Raw genomic sequence first — 16,927 nt, 5'->3', positions numbered from 1 at the left:
GCGATCTGGCGGAAGCCGCCGGAGCCCTCGCGCCGCTCGCGGACGGTCGGGCCGGCTTCGGTGGGGGCTCGGGCGAGTTCAGGCTGCATGGCGTGCGGCATGGTCTGTCTTGGAAAGGTCCCTGATGACGGCTTCGCGGTCGAGGCTGTCGACGGCGTGTTCGGCGACGATGGCGCCGTGGCTCATGACGAGGATGCGGTCGGCGACTTCCACGGCCTCGTCGAGATCGGCGCAGAGGACGAGCGTCGCCCGGCTCCCGGCGCTCTCGCGCAAGGCCCGGCCAATGTCGTGGCGCGCGGCGATGTCGACGCCCTGGAACGGCTCGTCGAGGATGAGGAGGCGGCAGGGCCGCGACAGCCAGCGGGCGAGCACGACCTTCTGCTGGTTGCCGCCGGACAGCGCCGACATCGGCGCGTTCGGCCCGGGCGTGACGATGCCGAGCCGGTCGATGAAGCTCGTGGCATGGCGCCGCTCGGCCGACCGCTTCAGCAGCCCCGCCGTGCCGCTGAAGGCCCGTGTGAAGGGCAGCGTCATGTTCTGCGTCAGGTCGAAGTCCGGGACGAGCGATGCGCCGCTGCGGTCCTCCGCCGCCATGTGGACACCGGCCGAGACCGCATGTCCCGGCGATGCCGGGGCGTATGGCTCGTCGCCGAGGCGCATCGTCCCGCCGGCGTGTTTGCGCACGCCGAACAGGCACTCGGCGAGCTCGCTCTTGCCGGCCCCGACGAGGCCGACGATCGCCGTCACCTCGCCGCTACGCAGGCTCAGGGACACCGGCGGCGTCTCAGGCGCAACGCGCAAGGCGTCCAGCGTGACGACCGGCTGTCCCGCGGCAAGCTTGGCCGTGCGGCTGCGCGTCAGCGCTCGCCCCAGCATGGCGTGGACGGCGCCCTCGTAGTCGAGCGGCGGGCTGAAGTCGCCGGTGATGACGCCGTCGCGCAGGGTGACGATGCGGTCGGCAAGGCGGCGGATGTCGCCCATGCGGTGCGAGATGTAGAGGACAGGCACGCCGTGCGCCTTCAACCGCTCCACCACGGCGAACAGGCGCTCGGCCTCCTTGTCCGATAAGGCCGAGGTCGGCTCGTCGAGGATCAGGAGCTTCGGCGCGTGGCCAAGGGCGCGGGCGATCGCCACCATCTGCCGGTCGGCAAGTGACAGGTCGCCCACCATGCGGTTCAACGGCACCTCGAGGCCGACCCGCTCCAGCATCGCCGTTGCCTCGGCCCGCCAGTGCTTGCGCCGGAACAGGATCGGTCCGCCGCGGCAGAGCCGGTCGATGGCGAGGTTTTCCAGGACGTCGGCGGTGAGGACGACATTGTCGTTGATCGCCTGGTGGACCACGACGATGCCATCCTCGAGCGCAGCGGACGGAGAGGCCGGCGCGTAGGAGTGGCCGTCAAGACGCATCGTCCCGCCACTCGGCTCGTGGACGCCGGCGACGATCTTCACCAGCGTCGACTTGCCGGCACCGTTGGCGCCCATGAAGGCGACGACCTCGCCGGCCTGCAGCGTCAGGTCGACCCCCTTCAGCACGCGCGCGGCGCCGAATGTCTTGGTCAGCCCCTCGACGACAAGCCGCGGCGCGGCCGTGCGCGGCCGCGCACTCTCCCCAATGAGCACGACGAACTTCCTCCCAAACCGCCTCTCCCAAGACGGCTGCAGCAACACTCTTGCTCAGCTAATTGGCTTATGTCAAACAGATTTGAAATATGCCAAGCGGAAGGGGAGGTCCGCCCATGCTGCAACAGAACGACATCCGAGGGCCGGCCGAGGACACGCTGCCGGATTACCGTTCCTACCGCCCGCTGACCGTGGAGGACGTGCCGGAGCGCCTCGCCGCCTATGCCGAGGTCGCCTCGACACTCGGTGGCACCCCGGCCGACTGGCAGGTCCGAGAGGTCGGCGACGGCAATCTGAACTTCGTCTACATCGTCACCGGGCCGTCCGGTTCGGTCTGCCTCAAGCAGGCGCTGCCTTTCGTGCGCCTCGTCGGCGAGGGCTGGCCGCTGCCGCTGTCGCGCTCCTTCTTCGAGCATGCGGCGCTGTCCCGCGAGGGCAAAGCCGCCGGTGCCACGCCGGCGATCCTGCGCTTCGACGGCGGCCAGGCGCTGATCGTGATGGAGGACCTGTCGAGCCACGTGATCTGGCGCAAGGCTCTCGTCGCGGGCGAGCGCCACGAGACGGCAGCGCCGGTCCTTGGCCGCTTCATGGCCGAGGCGCTGTTCCGCACCTCCGATCTCTCCCTCTCCGCCGACGCAAAGAAGCGCGAGATGGCGCTGTTTGCCGGCAACACCGCGCTCGCCAAGATCACCGAGGACCTCGTCTTCACCGACCCCTACCGCGAACATCCGCTGAACCGCTGGACCTCGCCGGAGCTCGACGAGACGGCCGCGGCCATCCGCGCCGATGCCGAATGGAAGCTGGCGGCGCAGGAGCTAAAGTGGATGTTCCTGACCCGCGCCGAGGCGTTGGTGCATGGCGATCTCCACACCGGTTCGGTGATGGTCGCCAAGGATGGCGAGGCCGAGGACATCCGCGTCATCGATCCGGAATTCGCCTTCTACGGCCCGATGGGCTTCGACGTCGGGGCGCTGCTCGCCAACCTCTTCCTCAACTGTTTCGCGCAGAGCGGCCATGCGGCCGACCCGAAGCCGATACAGGACTGGGTGCTGGCGCAGGCCGAACGGACCTGGGAGTGCTTCGCCGCCCGGTTTTCCGAGCTGTGGCGTACCGAGCGCCGGGGCGACGCCTTTCCGGGCGCGCTCTTCGAGGATCAGGGTCAGCACGAGGCCGCGCAAACCGCGCTGTCGCGCTATCTCGCGCGCCTCCAGGTGGATGCCCTCGGCTTTGCCGGCGTCAAGATGGCGCGGCGCATCCTCGGCCTCGCCCATGTATCCGACCTCGAAACGATCGAGCCGCCGGCACGGCGGGCTGCCTGCGAGAAACAGGCGCTGAACCTTGCGCGCCAGCTCGTTGTCGAGCGCGAAGCGATCGCCACCGTGTCCGCCGCCTGCGGGCGCGTGCAGTCCATTCTTGGAGATAGGCAATGAAGGTCAACGGTCAGCCGACCCGTACCATCTGGGTCGAAACCGCACCGGCCGAGGGCCAGCCCGGCCGCGTCGGCATCATCGATCAGACACGCCTGCCTCATGCCTTCGAAACGATGACGCTGGACACGCTGGAGGAGGCCGCGAGCGCCATCCGCGACATGCGCGTGCGCGGCGCCCCTCTGATCGGCGCCGCTGCGGCCTATGGCGTCGCCCTCGGCCTGCAGGGCGACCCCTCCGATGCGCGTCTTGGCACCGTCTACAACACGCTCTACGCCACGCGGCCGACGGCGGTGAACCTGCGCTGGGCGCTCGACGAGATGATGCGCGTCCTGACGCCGCTTCCCCCCGAGGAGCGTGAGGCGGCGGCCTGGCGCCGTGCCGGCGAGATCGCCGAGGAGGATGTCGCGATCAACCGCTCGATCGGAGAGAACGGGTTGAAGATCATCCGCGAGATTGCGGCCCGAAAGAAGCCCGGAGAGCCCGTCAACATCCTCACCCACTGCAATGCCGGCTGGCTCGCCACCGTCGACTGGGGCACGGCGACGGCGCCGATCTACCTCGCGCATGAGGAAGGCATTCCGGTGCATGTGTGGGTGGACGAGACGCGGCCGCGCAACCAGGGCGCGGCGCTGACGGCCTGGGAGCTCGGCCATCACGGCGTGCCGCACCATGTCGTTGCCGACAACACCGGCGGTCATCTCATGCAGCACGACATGGTGGATCTCGTGATCGTCGGCACCGACCGCACCACCGCCAATGGCGACGTCTGCAACAAGATCGGCACCTATCTGAAGGCGCTCGCCGCCCACGATAATGACGTGCCCTTCTATGTCGCCCTGCCCTCGCCGACGATCGACTTCTCGCTGCATTCAGGTCGCGACATTCCGATCGAGCAGCGCGGCGCCGAGGAGATGACCCATGTCCATGGCCGCACGCCGGATGGCGAGATTACCACGCTGCAGGTGACGCCGGACGGCTCGCCGGTGGCGAACTACGCCTTCGACGTCACGCCGGCCCGGCTCGTCACCGCGCTGATCACCGAGCGCGGCGTCGTCAAGGCGGAAAGCGAGGCGATCGCCGCCCTCTTTGCCGAGCGTAACAGCCGGACCGCCGCCTGATCCATGCAGACATCCTCGGACACCGCCCTGCGCGCCGCCATCATCGAGACGTGCCTGCGCATGAACGCGGAAGGCATCAATCAGGGCACCTCGGGCAATGTCTCGGCACGTGTGGGAGGTGGCATGCTGATCACACCATCCGGCGTATCCTACGCCGCGATGCAGCCGGACCAGATCGTCTTCGTCGCCGATGACGGTGCATGGACCGGCGACTGGAAGCCGTCCAGCGAGTGGCGCATGCATCTCGACATCTATCGCGACCGCGCCGAGGCGGGCGCAGTGGTGCACACGCATTCGACGCATGCGACCGCGCTGTCCTGCCTGCGCCGCTCCATCCCGCCCTTCCACTATATGGTGGCGGTCGCCGGCGGCACCGACATACGCTGCGCCGACTATGCGACCTTCGGGACGCAGGAGCTCTCGGATGCGATGCTGGCGGCCCTCGAAGGGCGGAAGGCCTGCCTCCTCGCCAATCACGGCCAGATCGCCTTCGGGCCCAATCTCGACAAGGCGCTGTGGCTCGCCGGCGAGGTGGAGGTGCTCGCGCACCAGCTGATCCTGGCCTCCAGCCTCGGCGAGCCCATCATTCTCGACGCGGCGGAGATGGATCGCGTGCTGGCGCTCTTTGCGGATTACGGCAAGCAGCCGGCCCGTGCCTAAGCTCCCAAAGGGCAAGGCGCCGGCCGCCGCGAGCGACCCGGGCGAGGCGGCGCAGCAGGCCGGGCATAGCCCGATGGTGCGGGCCGCCTGGGCCTATTTCGTCGAGGATATGAGCCAGGCCGAGATCGCCGAGCGGCTCGGCGTCTCCCGGGCCAGCGTCCACAACTACCTGCGCCAGGCCCGCGACGAGGGGCTGGTGCGCATCTCGCTCGACCCGGCGCTCCTCTCCCGCTCGCAGCTCGCCAAGTCGCTCGCCGAGCGCCATGGCCTCGAAGCGGTCTACCTGGTGCCGGACAACACGGCTCCCGCACTGGAAGGTGTGGCGCGCGCCGCGGCCATGTGGCTGGACGATCTGGTCGGGCCAAGCGACCGCCTCGGCGTCGCCTGGGGCGAGACCGTGCACCGCGTCGCCGAGCTGCTGCCGCGCCGCTCGCATCCGGAGATGACGGTGGTGCAGCTCGTCGGCTCGATGGCGCTGCCCTTCCGCTTCACCGCCGAAAGCTGCACCTCGCTGATCGCCGACCGGATGGGCGCGATCTGCCTCAACCTGCATGCGCCGGCGGTCCTTTCGAACGCGGCACTGGTGGAAGCGCTGAGCCGCGAGGCGCCGATCGCCCGGCAGCTCGCCGGTCTCGACCAGCTCGACGCCGCCCTCTTCGCCGTCGGCCTCGCAACGCCGGAAAGCCACATCGTCCAGTCGGGCGTTGCGACGCCGGCGGACCTTGCAGCCTACCAGGCGAGGGGCGCGGCGGCCGTGATCGCCGGGCGCTTCATCGGTGCGGACGGATCGCCGCTCGCAGGCCCGCTCGACGGCCGCATCATCGGCATCGATCTCGACCGGCTGCGCACCGTCCGCCGGCGCATCGCCGTCTGCGCGGGACCGGAGCGCGTCGGCTCGCTGCGCGCCGCGCTCGCCGGCGGCTTCGTGACCCATCTCGTCACCGACGCCGCCTCGGCTCACAGCCTGCTGCTATCCTGAGCAAAAAAGTCTGCGACCGGAGCGCAGGGCCGGCCTCTCAGCCGGCCCCGCTTGAGCTTGCAGCCTAGCGCTCAGGCGCGGACGGCGACCTCGCCCTCGTCATCGCCATCCCAGTAGTGGACGCGCGTCGCATGTACCTTGATGAGGACGATCCCGGGTGTGTCGAGTCCCTCGGGAAAATAGCGCTCGACGTCCTTTACCCAGTGCTCTTCCATCACCAAGCGGTCGTAGATCAACTCCGCACGACCCTCGACGGCAACGAAGATGCCGGGCGCCCCGAGCAGGCTCTTGGGGCCGGAAAAGGAGAGCGCCACCTTCGGGTCGCGTTTGATCTCCTGCACGCCGTTCGAGTCGTCCGACGAGAAGAACCAGCTGTCGCCGTCATATTCGACATCGCCATTGGTGCTCATCGGGCGGCCGGCGAGCTCGCCGCCTTCCGTCTTCGTCGTCAGCATCGCGATATCGATGCCCTTCATCTTCTTGGCGAGGTCGGCCAACGTCATGCTGCTCACTACACTGCTCCTCTGAGGGATCAATCAATCCCGCAGGGAACCGCCGACCCGCCGGAACGATCCATCACGGCGCCGTGCCGGAGCCAGTTTTCCGAAGAAAACTCGAAGACTGCATCCGACGTACCGCGCCCTCAGCGGGGTTTCCAGGCGAGCAGCCGCATCGCATTGGCGGTGACCAGCACAGTGGCGCCGGTATCGGCCAGGATCGCCGGCCACAGTCCGGTGACGCCGAGCACGGTGGTGACCAGGAACACCGCCTTCAGCCCGAGTGCGATGGCGATGTTCTGGTGGATGTTGCGCATGGCGTCGCGCGACAGTCTCACCATCCCGGCGAGATCTAGGACGCGGCCATGCAGCACGGCAGCGTCGGCGGTCTCCAGCGCCACGTCGGTGCCGCCACCCATGGCGATGCCGACATGGGCGGCCGCGAGCGCCGGCGCGTCGTTGATGCCGTCGCCGACCTTGCCGACGGTCTCGCCCTTGGCCTGAAGCTCGCGCACGATGCGCTGCTTGTCCTCAGGCAACAGTTCGGCGCGCACTTCCATGCCGAGCATCTCGCCGACGGCGGCGGCGGTGCGGGCATTGTCGCCCGTCAACATGATCGGCGTGACGCCGGCGGATTTCAACGCCGCGACGCCGGCCACGGCATCCGGCCGGGGCTCGTCGCGCATGGCGATGAAGCCCGCAACCGCATCGTCGATCAGCAGCACCGAGACCGACTTGCCGGCCTCGATCAGCGCGGAGAGCGCGGCGCCCGCATCGGAGCCGAGCGTGGCACGCTCGGTGGCGGCCTTCGGCGAGCCGAGGAAGAGCGACCGACCGCCGACTGTGCCGGACAGGCCCTTGCCCGGAACCGCCTTGGCGCCCTCGGCCTGCGGCACCGCCACCGCATCGGCCTTGGCACGGGCGAGGATCGCGATTGCCAGCGGATGGCTCGATCCCGCCTCCAGCGCCGCAGCGCTCGCCAGCACCTCGCGCTCGGTCCGGTCGATGCCGACGATGTCGGTCACCACCGGCGCGCCGGCCGTCAGGGTGCCCGTCTTGTCCATGGCGATGGCGGTAATCTTGCCGACGTCCTCCAGGACGGCGCCGCCCTTCATCAGGAGGCCGCGGCGTGCGCCGGCCGACAGGGCGGCAGCGATGGCCGCCGGCGTCGAGATCACCAGCGCGCAGGGGCAGCCGATCAGGAGGATCGCCAGACCCTTGTAGATCCAGTCCGACCAGGCGCCGCCAAGGACGAGCGGCGGCACGATGGCGATCAGCAGCGCGACCGCAACGACGCCCGGCGTGTAATAGCGCGAGAAGCGGTCGATAAAGCGCTCGGTCGGCGCCTTGGTTTCCTGCGCCTCCTCGACGAGCCGGACCACGCGGGCGATCGTGTTATCCTCAGCGGCAGCGGTGACGCGCACCCGCAGCACGGCGTCGGCATTGATCGTACCGGCAAAGACGCTGGCGCCCGGCCCCTTGGCGACCGGCGTGCTTTCGCCGGTCACCGGCGCCTCGTTGATCGTGCTGTCGCCCTCGACGATGACGCCGTCGGCGCCGATCCGGTCGCCCGGCCGCACCACGATCACCTGCCCGGGGCTGACGCTCTCCGCCGGCACCTCCGTGACGCCGCTTGGGTCTTCGAGACGCACCGACTTCGGCACCAGCGTCGTCAGGCTCTGGATGCTGGCCCGTGCTCGGCTGGCGGCGACACCCTCCAGGAGCTCGCCGACCAGGAACAGGAAGACGACCGCCGCGCCCTCTTCGCCCGCGCCGATGATCACGGCGCCGATCGCCGCGATGGTCATCAGCATCTCGATGGAGAAGGGCGTTCCGGCAAAGGCGGCAGCAAGGGCACGGCGGGCGATCGGCACCAGTCCGACCAGCATGGCGACCACGAAGGCCCATTCCTGCACCTGTGGCAGCATCAGCCCGACGGCATAGGCGGCGACCAGGGCAAGGCCGCTGGCAATCGTCAGCTGCGCCTTGGGCGAACGCCACCAGGGGCCGGTCATGGGACCGTGGTCGTGTCCGTGCAAGCCCGCCGGCGTGCCGGCGCTGGTCTCGGCATGGCGGTGTGCACCGCCGTCGCCATGGCCATGATCGTGATCGTCGCCATGCGCGTGACTGTGCTCATGACCATGATCGCCATGACAGCCGGCGCCATGCTCATGCTTATGTTCATGAGCCTGGCCGGCTGCAGCGCCGGGGCCCGAAGGCCGGCCGGCGATCGGCGCGATCGTGTAGCCGAGCCGGACCACCTGCCTCTGCAGGGCAGCGAGGTCCGCCGTCGGCGCGTGCTCGACGCTCAGCGTGCCCGCGGCGACGGAAACGCGGGCATCGTTGACGCCGGGAAGGCGGCGAACGGCGGTGTCGATCTTGGTGGCGCAGGAGGCGCAATCCATGCCGCCAATGGCAAAGCGGCTGCGGCTGAGAGGCTCGGTCAAGGCGGACTCCTTGTCTTGTCCGCCCAACCGGTACATCCTCTAGCGACTAGAGGAGCAAGCAAGAAAATGCAGGACGTGCCCATCGGCGAGGCCGCCCGCCACAGCGGCGTGAAGGTGCCCACCATCCGCTATTACGAGACGATCGGACTCCTGCCGGCGCCCGCCCGTACAGAGAGCCAGCGCCGGCTTTACAGCGAGGCCGACCTCAAGCGCCTCGCCTTCATCCGGCATGCACGCGAGCTCGGCTTCGAGGTGGATGCCATCCGCACGCTCCTGTCGCTGCAGGACAATCCGGGGCAATCCTGCGCGGCGGCGGATGCCATTGCGAAGGCCCACCTCCATGAAGTCGAGCGCCGGATCGCCAAGCTGAAGGCGCTGCAGGCGGAGCTGACCCGCATGGTGGAGCACTGCGCCACCGGCCGCGTCGCCGACTGCCAGGTGATCGAGACGCTGGCCAACGAAAGCCACTCCCACGGCCGCCTGATCTAGCAGCCTTCATGTGGCAGCTGGTTCGAGGCTCTCAGGGCGCCTGCAGGCCCTGCCCGCTCGACAGGGCACGACGCACGCCGTCCAGCCGCCGCACCAGCGGATCGCCGGCCTCGACCACGCGGTTGCGGCCGAGATGCTTGGCGCAATAGAGCGCATTGTCCGCCGCCGCGTAGCTTTCCGCCAGAGTGGCGCGGGAGGCCAGCTCGCACAGCCCGGCGCTGATCGTGACGTGAAAGGATGGGTCCGCGGCCACCATGTTCGCGGCCGCGACGCGCCTGCGCAAGCCCTCCGTCTCCTCATGCGCCTTATCGGCGGTGCCGCCGACGAAGAGCACGGCGAACTCCTCCCCGCCGATACGGCCCGTCAGATGCGGGTTGGGGAAGCAGGCCGCCAGCGCTTCGCCGACGCCTGCGATGACGACATCGCCGACCGGATGGCCGAAGCGATCGTTGATCTGCTTGAAGCGGTCGATGTCGGCGACGATCAGCACGGTTGCCGCGCCGTCGGCGATCTGCCGCTCGCTCGCCTCAATGAAGGTCCGCCGGTTCATCAGACCCGTCTGGGCGTCGACGCGGCTCAGAACCTCCAGCTGGAATTTGGTCTGGAACAGTCTGAGATTGGCGCGCGACAGCCAGTAGCCGAAGGCTGCTGCCATGACGCCGGCGGTGAAGCTGGTCTGGATCAGCGAGGGTAAGACCCGGTCGGGCTGGGTCAAAAGGTTGATGCCCGCATCGAGGAGATCGGCGGCGACAACGACGCAGGCGACGATGCGCACGACGTTCCACGCCAGCTCGCGCTCGGAGCGGATCTCGCCGCGGAACATGTTTGCGACGAGCGAAGCAGCCCTCTTCATCATGAGCGATCACGCACCTTCCTGACGCTGCGAGGGACAGGCTAGGGCAACGAGGTCTTAGGAAGGGTCTGCGCCGGCAGCGACATGATGAAGCATGTGATGACGCGGCGCGGTTGCGCCGGAGGCAAGTGAGCGGCCCTTCTCGCCATCCAGGCGGATCGCGGGCGCGACTGGCGACGGGTTCAGGCGGCCGATCTCCAGCCGGAAGCGCCGGCTAGCGCGGGTACCGCCGCAAGGCTGGCATCCGGCCGCGGGCGGAAGCGCGCGGTTGCGGGATCCACGCTGTACTGGCCGGCCAGAGCCTCGGCATGGCGCGCCAGCAGCGCCACCGCCGCGATGATCCGGTCTGCCTGCGCATCCGAGTGGAGATAGCTGAAGTTCAGCCGCACCCAGCCCGGCTTCTCCGTCTCATGGCCGGCGGCCAGGCGCCCGAACAGCGCGTCGGACATCGTCTCGTCGATGTCGAGCAGCCGGTGCGCATAGGGACCGGCGCAGGCGCAGCCGCCACGCGCCTGCACGCCGAAGACGTCGCTCAGCATGCGGGTGACGAGCTGGTGATGCACCAGTCCGCCGTCGGAGCTGCGGATCTGGAAGGAGAAGATCGGCAGGGCCTCGGCGCCGGGACGCTGGCCGAGCAGACGGATCTGCGGCACCGCGCCCCAGGCCTTCGTCGCCTTGTCCCGAAGGACAGCCTCGCGCGCCATGATGGCGTCGCAGCCGACGGCATCCTTCACTAGGAGGGCGAGCACTGCCCGGATGTCGCCGACGACGTTCGGTGTGCCGGCCTCCTCGCGCGCCTCGACGCGGCGGCTGTATTCGTGACCCCAGGGCGAGACGAAGGAGACCGAGCCGCCGCCCGGCATCGTCGGCGTCTGCCGCTGCACCACCGTGTCGCGGATCGCCATGATCCCGGTCGCGCCGGGGCCACCGGGGAACTTGTGCGGCGAGAAGACGATCGCGTCCTTGGCCGTCTCGCCCTCGCCCATGGTCATCGGCAGGTAGGGCGCGCCGCAGGCATAGTCCCAGATCGACAGCGCCCCGTACTGCTTCAGGAGCCGCGTCACCGGATCGGGATCGGTCAGGATGCCCGTGACGTTGGAGGCCGCCGAGAAGGTGCCGACAACGAGGTCGCAGCCCTCGGCTTCCTGGAGCGCGGCTTCCAGCGCCTGGAGGCACGGACCGCCCTCGGCCGCCTCGGGGATCTCCACCATCGCGGCGCCGCTTTCGCGCCACGGCAGGAGGTTGGAGTGGTGCTCGTAAGGGCCGACGAGAACGGTGACGCGCTGTCCGGCGGCAACGCGCGCAGGGATGCCGAGAAGATTGACAATGCGGTTGATGCCGCTGGTGGCGCCGGAGCCGGTGAAGACGACGTGGCAGTCCTCTCCGCAGCCGAGCAGCGCCATCACCGTGTGGCGGGCCTCTTCGCGCAGGCGCGTCATGGTGCCGCCGCAGAAGGAGGCCTCGGTGTGGCTGTTGGCGTAGAAGGGCAGCACCTCGGTCTGGATGAAATCCTCCACCTGACGCAGCGCCCGGCCCGAAGCGACATAGTCGGCATAGAGGAGCCTGCGCTCGCCGAACGCTGTGTCGAACGCGACACCGTCGCCGATCAGCCCGTCGCGCAGTCCGCCGATGACGTTTCCACGCCGGATCGCGTCGCGGAAGGTCTCAAACTTGCCCATCGTTGCTCCCCGCCTGCCTGTTGCGCGATCGTAGCGAAAGGCCAAAGGGTTTTTCTCGCAAACTTCGCTGTTGCGAGGCTTGTATCTGGGTGTTTGATAGAGGGATGACGCCAAAAATCGATCAGATCGACGAACACATCCTGCAGGAGCTGCAGCGGGATTCCAGCCAGTCGCAGCGTGATCTCGCCGAGAAGATCGGCCTGTCGCAGAATGCCACCTGGCGCCGCGTGAAGCTCCTGGAGGAGCGTGGCATCATCACGGGCCACACCGCGCGCATCGCCCGGCAGGAGGTCGGGCTGGGGCTCGTGGTCTTTGCCATGATCCGCACCCGCAACCACTCGGCCGAGTGGCTGAAGCGCTTTCGCGCCCATGTCACGTCCATCCCGGATGTGATCGACTTCTACCGGATCGGCGGCGACTACGACTATCTCCTGAAGATCGTGACCCACGACATGAACAGCTATGACCAAGTCTACCAGCGCCTGATCGACAAGCTGGAGCTCGAGACGGTCACCTCCTATTTCGCCATGGAAGCGATCGCCGAGAACCGGCCGATCGTGTTCTGAGCGGACCACCGCCTGGCGGATCCCGGCGGTACCCCCTTGCGTCAGGCCGCCGGTCCGGCCGTCTCGTCCTTCATCAGCAGATCGTGCGCGGCCGCCGGGACGGTTGCAGCGCGCAGCGCCGTCAGGAACGCCTCGGACCGCACCTTGCGGGCGATGCAGGCCAGCAGCCTCAGGTGCTCGCTCGTTCGTCCCGGCGGCGTCAGGACGAGGAAGACAACATCGACCGGGATTTCGTCGACGGACTGGAAGTCGATCGCCTTGCGCAGCACCGCCATGAACCCGAACGGCGCCGTGACGCCCTCGACGCCGGCATGGGGCAGCGCGACGCCGGCACCGATGCCCGTCGATCCGAGCCGCTCACGATTGGCAAGCGCGGCATGGATATCCGTCTCCGGCAGTTCAGCCGCACCGCCGCCTGATGGGCCAGCAATTGCAGCAGCCGCGCCTTGGTCTGGACGGAAAGGTCGAGAAGGACGGCATCCGGCCGGAAGGCCTCGGTGAGGATCATGGGCTTGCTCAAATTCATGTCACGTGATCGGGGAAGATCGCGGATCTCTACTGATCCGCTTCCCGCAGCCGATAGCCGACGCCCGTCTCGGTGAGGATATATTGCGGCTGGTCAGCCAAGCGCTCGATCTTCTGGCGCAACTGGCGCACATAGACGCGCAGATACTGCACGTCGGTCGAGCCCCCCCAGACCTGTTTCAGCATGTACTGGTGGGTCAGCACCTTGCCGGCGTGCTGAACCAGCAGCCGCAGGATGTCGTATTCCTTCGGCGAGAGCTTCACCTCCTTGTCCGCGACCCTGACGATCCGCTTGACGAGGTCGACGGAAAGCTCGCCGGTCTGGAACACCGGCCGCTCGCCCTGCTGCTGCAGCTTGTGGCGCAGCGCCACCCGGATGCGGGCGGCCAGTTCGCGCATGCCGAAGGGCTTCGTCACATAGTCGTCGGCGCCAAGCTCGAGCGCCTTAACGATCCCGGTCTCGTCGGTCCGGCTGGAGAGGATCAGGATCGGCAGGTCCAGCCCCTCGCCCCGCCAGCGCGCCAAGAGGTCATGGCCGGAGACGTCGGGCAGCCCGAGGTCGAGCAGGATGAGGTCCGGTGCCGCCGCAGCGACGGCGGCATCCGCCGCCGCGGCGTTCTCGGCTTCGGTCACCTCGTAGCCTTCCGTGGTCAGCCCGACCCGCAGCAGCTTGCGGATCGGCGGCTCGTCGTCGACGACGAGGACCTTGACGCTCGATGTGCTCATGATCGGCCTTCCAGTTTCGACAGTGCGGCGGCCACCGGAAAGGTCATGGCGAAGATCGCGCCGGACCTGTCCTCCCGATTGCCCGCCGTGATCCGGCCGCCCATCGCCTCGACGAAGCCCTTGCAGATCGACAGGCCGAGCCCGGTGCCGGCCTGGACCTGATCCGTTTTGCGGACACGGTAGAAGCTGTCGAAGACGCGGGCGAGATCGGCCGGCGGAATGCCTGGTCCCTCGTCGATCACCTGCAGCGTCACGGTTGCCCCGTCCGTCGAGGCGCGGATGCAGATCTCCGACCCCGCCGGCGCGTATTTGCCGGCATTGTCGAAAAGGTTGAACAGCACCTGCTCGAAGAGCACCGGATCGAGCTTCACCATCGGCAGGTCTTCCGGCACCGCGACGACCACCTTGTGCCGCGCCAGGATCTTCGCTGCCCGGCGCAGCGCGCTGCCGACGATGTCGCCGACGAAATGCGGCGAGGCGGACGCGTCGGTGGCGCCCGATTCCAGCCGCGTCATGTCGAGGAGGTTGGCGATGAAGCGGTTCAGCCGCTCCGATTCGTCCACCACTGTCGACAGGAGCTCCGACCGGTCGGCTTCGGGCAGCGAGGCCGAATAGTCTTTCAGCGTGCCGGCCGCCCCGAGGATGGAGGCGAGCGGCGTCTTCAGATCGTGCGAAATCGAGGTCAGCAGCGCCGAGCGCAGCCGGTCCGCCTCGGCGGCAAGCCGCGCATTGTCGACATCGGCGACGAGCTGGATGCGCTCGATCGCGAGCGCCGCCTGGTCGGCGAGTGAATCGAACAGGCGCTGCTGCTCGGGGGTCAGCACCGGCCCCTGCCGGTCGTTGTCGAGCCCGGCAACGCCGACCCGGGTGCGGCCCGTCTTCAGCGGCAGGTAGAGGCGCTTGGCGCCGGGCAGCGTATTCGCCCCCCGCCCCGCCGGCCGGTCGTGCTCCCAGGCCCAGTGCGCCGCGGCAATGTCGGCATCGTCCAGCGTGTCGTCCGGCGGGTAACCGGCCTTCACCGCGATCGTCCCGTCCTCCGGCAGCAGCAGCACGACCCGCACCTGCAGCATCGAGGCGATCTGGTAGACGCTGGCCCAGAGCACGTCCTCCAGTGTCCCGGCGCCGGACAGCTTCTTGCTGAAGAGGTAAAGCCCCTCCGTCGTGCGGGCGCGCTGGCGGGCGGCGGCCGCCTGCCGCTGCACCGTCGCCGCGAGATTGCTGGCGATCACGGCGACGCCGAGGAAGAAGGCGAGCGCCACCGCGCTCTCGGGATCGCCGATATCAAGCGTATAGAGCGGCTGCAGGAAGAAGAAGTTGAAGGCGAAGGCGCCGGCGACGGAGGCAAACAGGGCCGGCCATAGACCATGGCCGACAGCCGAGGTCAGTACCGCCATCAGGAAGACCAGCGCGATGTTGCGCACGTCGAGGAAGCGCGACAGCACCGTGCCGATAGCAACCGCCGCCGCGACATAGGCGACGGCCCAGGCATAAGGCACGGGATCGACGCGGCGCGGCGCCGCCGCCGTGTCCGGCCGCCGTCCGGCCGCCTCCGCTGTGGCGCTCGGCGAGATCACATGCACGCTGATGTCGCCGGCATGGCGGATCAGATCATGCGAGACGGAGCCCTCGAAGAACTCGCGCCAGCGCGGCCGGTTCGGCTTGCCGACGATGATGTGCGTGTAGTTGTTGGCCGCGGCATAGCGGAGGATCTCCTGCGCCGGGTTCTGGCCGGGCAGCGTCACAGCCTCGGCGCCGAGCTGCTCGGCAAGGCGCAGCGTTGCGGCGATCCTGTCCTTCTCGGCCTCCGACAGCCGGGCCGCCCGGCCGCCCTCGATATAGAGCGCCGCCCAGGGCGCGCGCAGGCGGTCAGCCTGCCGCCGGCCATAGCGCACCAGGCTGGTGCCGCCCGGCCGTTCGTCGACGCAGACGAGCACCCGCTCGCCCGCCGCCCAGGGGCCGGAGATGGCATGGGCCTGCATGTGGCTGACGAGCTGGTCGTCGACCCGCTGGGCGGTGCGGCGCAGCGCCAGCTCGCGCAGCGCCGTCAGGTTGCTCGGCGAGAAGTAGTTCTGCACCGCCCGCTCCGCCGTGCGCGGCATGTAGACCTTGCCCTGGTGCAGCCGCTTGATCAGATCGTCCGGCGTGATGTCGATGATCTCGATGTCGTCGGCACGGTCGATGATCGAATCCGGCACGGTCTCGCGCACCCGGATGCGGGTGATCTGCGCGACGACATCGTTCAGGCTCTCGACATGCTGGATGTTGAGCGTCGTGTAGACGTCGATACCGCGGGCCAGCAGCTCCTCGACGTCGAGATAGCGCTTCGGGTGGCGGCTGCCGGGCGCGTTGGTGTGGGCGAGCTCGTCGACCAGCACCAGTGTCGGGTGACGGGCGAGAACCGCATCAATGTCCATCTCCTCGAGGAGGTGGTCGCGGTAGTCGACTTTGACGCGCGGGATGATCTCGAAACCGTCGAGAAGCGCTTGCGTCTCCTTCCGTCCGTGCGTCTCCACCACCCCGATCACGACATCGACGCCATCCGCCTTGCGGGCGCGGCCGGACATCAGCATCTCGTAGGTCTTGCCGACGCCGGGTGCCGCGCCGAGGAAGATTTTCAGCCGGCCACGCCCCTCGCGGGCGGCACCGTCCAGCAGCGCCTCCGGCGAAGGCCTGCCGTCTTCTCGTTGACCGTCGTCAGGCACTGCATCGTCCCCGTCGGAAATTGCCGGAGCGCTCATAAGCGCTCCGGTTAGCTAGATCAGCCGCGAATGGCGCCGTCGAGTGCCAGATTGAGCGCCAGCACGTTGACCACCGGCTCGCCGAAGACGCCGAGTTCGCGCGGCTCGACATGTGCATCGACGATCTGGCGGACGGCGGCTTCGTCCATGCCCCGCGCCTTGGCGACGCGCGGCACCTGGAAATAGGCCGCGTCCGGGGAGATATGCGGGTCGAGGCCGCTGCCGGACGTGGTGACGAGGTCCATCGGCACCGGCGCATCCGGGTTCTCGGCGCGCAACGTCTCGGCGTCGGTGCGGATGCGATCGATCAGCTTCGGATTGGTCGGCCCGAGATTGGAGCCGCTCGAGCTGGAGGCGTTGTAGCCGTCGCCCGCGGCCGACGGACGGCCGTGGAAGTAGGTCTCGCCGGCGAAGGCCTGGCCGATCAGTTTGGAGCCGACGACCTGGCCGTTCCGCTCGACCAGGCTGCCATTGGCCTGATGCGGCAGGAGCGCCCGCGCGACCCCGGTCATCCCGAGGGGATAGATGAGACCGGTGAGGACGGTGAGGACGACGATCATGACGATCGCGGGACGGATTTCCTTGAGCATTATGGTGTCC

At 68.6% G+C, this 16,927-nt stretch carries 15 protein-coding genes; 6 read left to right on the top strand and 9 right to left on the bottom strand.

Annotation, left to right across the window (positions count from 1 at the left end; translation table 11 throughout):
- Positions 1-78: 78 nt before the first annotated feature.
- The gene (locus C0R46_RS15835; RefSeq protein ID WP_245413616.1) at positions 79-1,620 is read right to left on the bottom strand and encodes a sugar ABC transporter ATP-binding protein; all 1,542 of its coding nucleotides are present in this window, start codon (positions 1,618-1,620) and stop codon (positions 79-81) included.
- 116 nt (positions 1,621-1,736) lie between these two features.
- On the opposite strand from C0R46_RS15835, the gene mtnK reads away from it, so the two are divergent.
- Genes mtnK through C0R46_RS15815 form a run of 4 tightly spaced genes read left to right on the top strand, consistent with a single transcriptional unit; the run spans position 1,737 to position 5,807 of the window.
- Positions 1,737-3,050, top strand: coding sequence for an S-methyl-5-thioribose kinase (gene mtnK / locus C0R46_RS15830; RefSeq protein ID WP_102960636.1), 1,314 nt, complete (start codon positions 1,737-1,739; stop codon positions 3,048-3,050).
- Positions 3,047-4,168, top strand: a complete 1,122-nt coding sequence (gene mtnA, locus C0R46_RS15825) for an S-methyl-5-thioribose-1-phosphate isomerase (protein ID WP_102960635.1) — start codon at positions 3,047-3,049, stop codon at positions 4,166-4,168. The genes mtnK and mtnA overlap by 4 nt, the downstream gene beginning before the upstream one ends.
- 3 nt (positions 4,169-4,171) lie before the next feature.
- Positions 4,172-4,828 (top strand): class II aldolase/adducin family protein, encoded by a 657-nt coding sequence (locus tag C0R46_RS15820; protein ID WP_102960634.1) that lies wholly within the window; start codon positions 4,172-4,174, stop codon positions 4,826-4,828.
- Entirely contained in the window at positions 4,821-5,807 is a 987-nt protein-coding gene (locus C0R46_RS15815) for a sugar-binding transcriptional regulator (RefSeq protein WP_102960633.1), read from the top strand. Before C0R46_RS15820 ends, C0R46_RS15815 begins: the two co-directional genes overlap by 8 nt.
- 71 nt (positions 5,808-5,878) lie before the next feature.
- Here C0R46_RS15815 and C0R46_RS15810 read toward each other — a convergent pair whose 3' ends face one another.
- Both C0R46_RS15810 and C0R46_RS15805 read right to left on the bottom strand, forming a co-directional pair.
- The gene (locus C0R46_RS15810) at positions 5,879-6,319 is read right to left on the bottom strand and encodes a pyridoxamine 5'-phosphate oxidase family protein (RefSeq protein WP_102960632.1); all 441 of its coding nucleotides are present in this window, start codon (positions 6,317-6,319) and stop codon (positions 5,879-5,881) included.
- 131 nt (positions 6,320-6,450) lie between these two features.
- The gene (locus C0R46_RS15805; protein WP_280953025.1) at positions 6,451-8,751 is read right to left on the bottom strand and encodes a heavy metal translocating P-type ATPase; all 2,301 of its coding nucleotides are present in this window, start codon (positions 8,749-8,751) and stop codon (positions 6,451-6,453) included.
- A gap of 66 nt (positions 8,752-8,817) precedes the next feature.
- Between C0R46_RS15805 and C0R46_RS15800 the strand changes: the two genes are divergently transcribed.
- Positions 8,818-9,240, top strand: coding sequence for a MerR family transcriptional regulator (locus tag C0R46_RS15800; RefSeq protein ID WP_102960630.1), 423 nt, complete (start codon positions 8,818-8,820; stop codon positions 9,238-9,240).
- Positions 9,241-9,271: 31 nt separating this feature from the next.
- Here C0R46_RS15800 and C0R46_RS15795 read toward each other — a convergent pair whose 3' ends face one another.
- Both C0R46_RS15795 and C0R46_RS15790 read right to left on the bottom strand, forming a co-directional pair.
- Positions 9,272-10,096 carry a GGDEF domain-containing protein gene (locus C0R46_RS15795; protein ID WP_102960629.1) on the bottom strand — a complete coding sequence of 275 codons (825 nt, stop codon included), beginning with the start codon at positions 10,094-10,096 and terminating at the stop codon, positions 9,272-9,274.
- Between the two features lie 179 nt (positions 10,097-10,275).
- Positions 10,276-11,772, bottom strand: a complete 1,497-nt coding sequence (locus C0R46_RS15790; RefSeq protein WP_102960628.1) for an aminotransferase class V-fold PLP-dependent enzyme — start codon at positions 11,770-11,772, stop codon at positions 10,276-10,278.
- 104 nt (positions 11,773-11,876) lie between these two features.
- Here C0R46_RS15790 and C0R46_RS15785 point away from each other — a divergent pair, with 104 nt between their 5' ends.
- Positions 11,877-12,338, top strand: coding sequence for an Lrp/AsnC family transcriptional regulator (locus C0R46_RS15785; RefSeq protein ID WP_102960627.1), 462 nt, complete (start codon positions 11,877-11,879; stop codon positions 12,336-12,338).
- Between the two features lie 41 nt (positions 12,339-12,379).
- On the opposite strand, the gene C0R46_RS21150 is transcribed toward C0R46_RS15785, so the two are convergent.
- From C0R46_RS21150 to kdpC, 4 genes are all read right to left on the bottom strand, one after another.
- Positions 12,380-12,676 carry a PTS sugar transporter subunit IIA gene (locus C0R46_RS21150; RefSeq protein ID WP_245413621.1) on the bottom strand — a complete coding sequence of 99 codons (297 nt, stop codon included), beginning with the start codon at positions 12,674-12,676 and terminating at the stop codon, positions 12,380-12,382.
- 217 nt (positions 12,677-12,893) lie between these two features.
- A complete protein-coding gene (locus C0R46_RS15775; RefSeq protein WP_102960626.1) occupies positions 12,894-13,589 on the bottom strand; it encodes a response regulator transcription factor in 696 nt (231 codons plus the stop codon).
- Positions 13,586-16,327 carry a DUF4118 domain-containing protein gene (locus tag C0R46_RS15770; RefSeq protein ID WP_425349894.1) on the bottom strand — a complete coding sequence of 914 codons (2,742 nt, stop codon included), beginning with the start codon at positions 16,325-16,327 and terminating at the stop codon, positions 13,586-13,588. Before C0R46_RS15770 ends, C0R46_RS15775 begins: the two co-directional genes overlap by 4 nt.
- A 20-nt stretch (positions 16,328-16,347) precedes the next feature.
- Entirely contained in the window at positions 16,348-16,917 is a 570-nt protein-coding gene (gene kdpC / locus C0R46_RS15765; RefSeq protein WP_102960625.1) for a potassium-transporting ATPase subunit KdpC, read from the bottom strand.
- Positions 16,918-16,927: the final 10 nt, after the last annotated feature.

The sequence above is a fragment of the Mangrovicella endophytica genome (genome assembly GCF_002893625.1).
Taxonomy (GTDB): Bacteria; Pseudomonadota; Alphaproteobacteria; order Rhizobiales; family Rhizobiaceae; genus Mangrovicella; species Mangrovicella endophytica.
This window is presented reverse-complemented; position numbering and strand designations above follow the sequence as displayed.

Bases quoted from the DNA above. Each gene is read 5' to 3' on its own strand.
- mtnK (WP_102960636.1), top strand. From the start codon at position 1,737: ATGCTGCAACAGAACGACATCCGAGGGCCGGCCGAGGACACGCTGCCG.
- mtnA (WP_102960635.1), top strand. From the start codon at position 3,047: ATGAAGGTCAACGGTCAGCCGACCCGTACCATCTGGGTCGAAACCGCA.
- C0R46_RS15820 (WP_102960634.1), top strand. From the start codon at position 4,172: ATGCAGACATCCTCGGACACCGCCCTGCGCGCCGCCATCATCGAGACG.
- C0R46_RS15800 (WP_102960630.1), top strand. From the start codon at position 8,818: ATGCAGGACGTGCCCATCGGCGAGGCCGCCCGCCACAGCGGCGTGAAG.
- C0R46_RS15795 (WP_102960629.1), bottom strand. From the start codon at position 10,096: ATGATGAAGAGGGCTGCTTCGCTCGTCGCAAACATGTTCCGCGGCGAG.
- C0R46_RS15790 (WP_102960628.1), bottom strand. From the start codon at position 11,772: ATGGGCAAGTTTGAGACCTTCCGCGACGCGATCCGGCGTGGAAACGTC.
- C0R46_RS15785 (WP_102960627.1), top strand. From the start codon at position 11,877: ATGACGCCAAAAATCGATCAGATCGACGAACACATCCTGCAGGAGCTG.
- C0R46_RS15775 (WP_102960626.1), bottom strand. From the start codon at position 13,589: ATGAGCACATCGAGCGTCAAGGTCCTCGTCGTCGACGACGAGCCGCCG.
- C0R46_RS15770 (WP_425349894.1), bottom strand. From the start codon at position 16,327: ATGAGCGCTCCGGCAATTTCCGACGGGGACGATGCAGTGCCTGACGAC.
- kdpC (WP_102960625.1), bottom strand. From the start codon at position 16,917: ATGCTCAAGGAAATCCGTCCCGCGATCGTCATGATCGTCGTCCTCACC.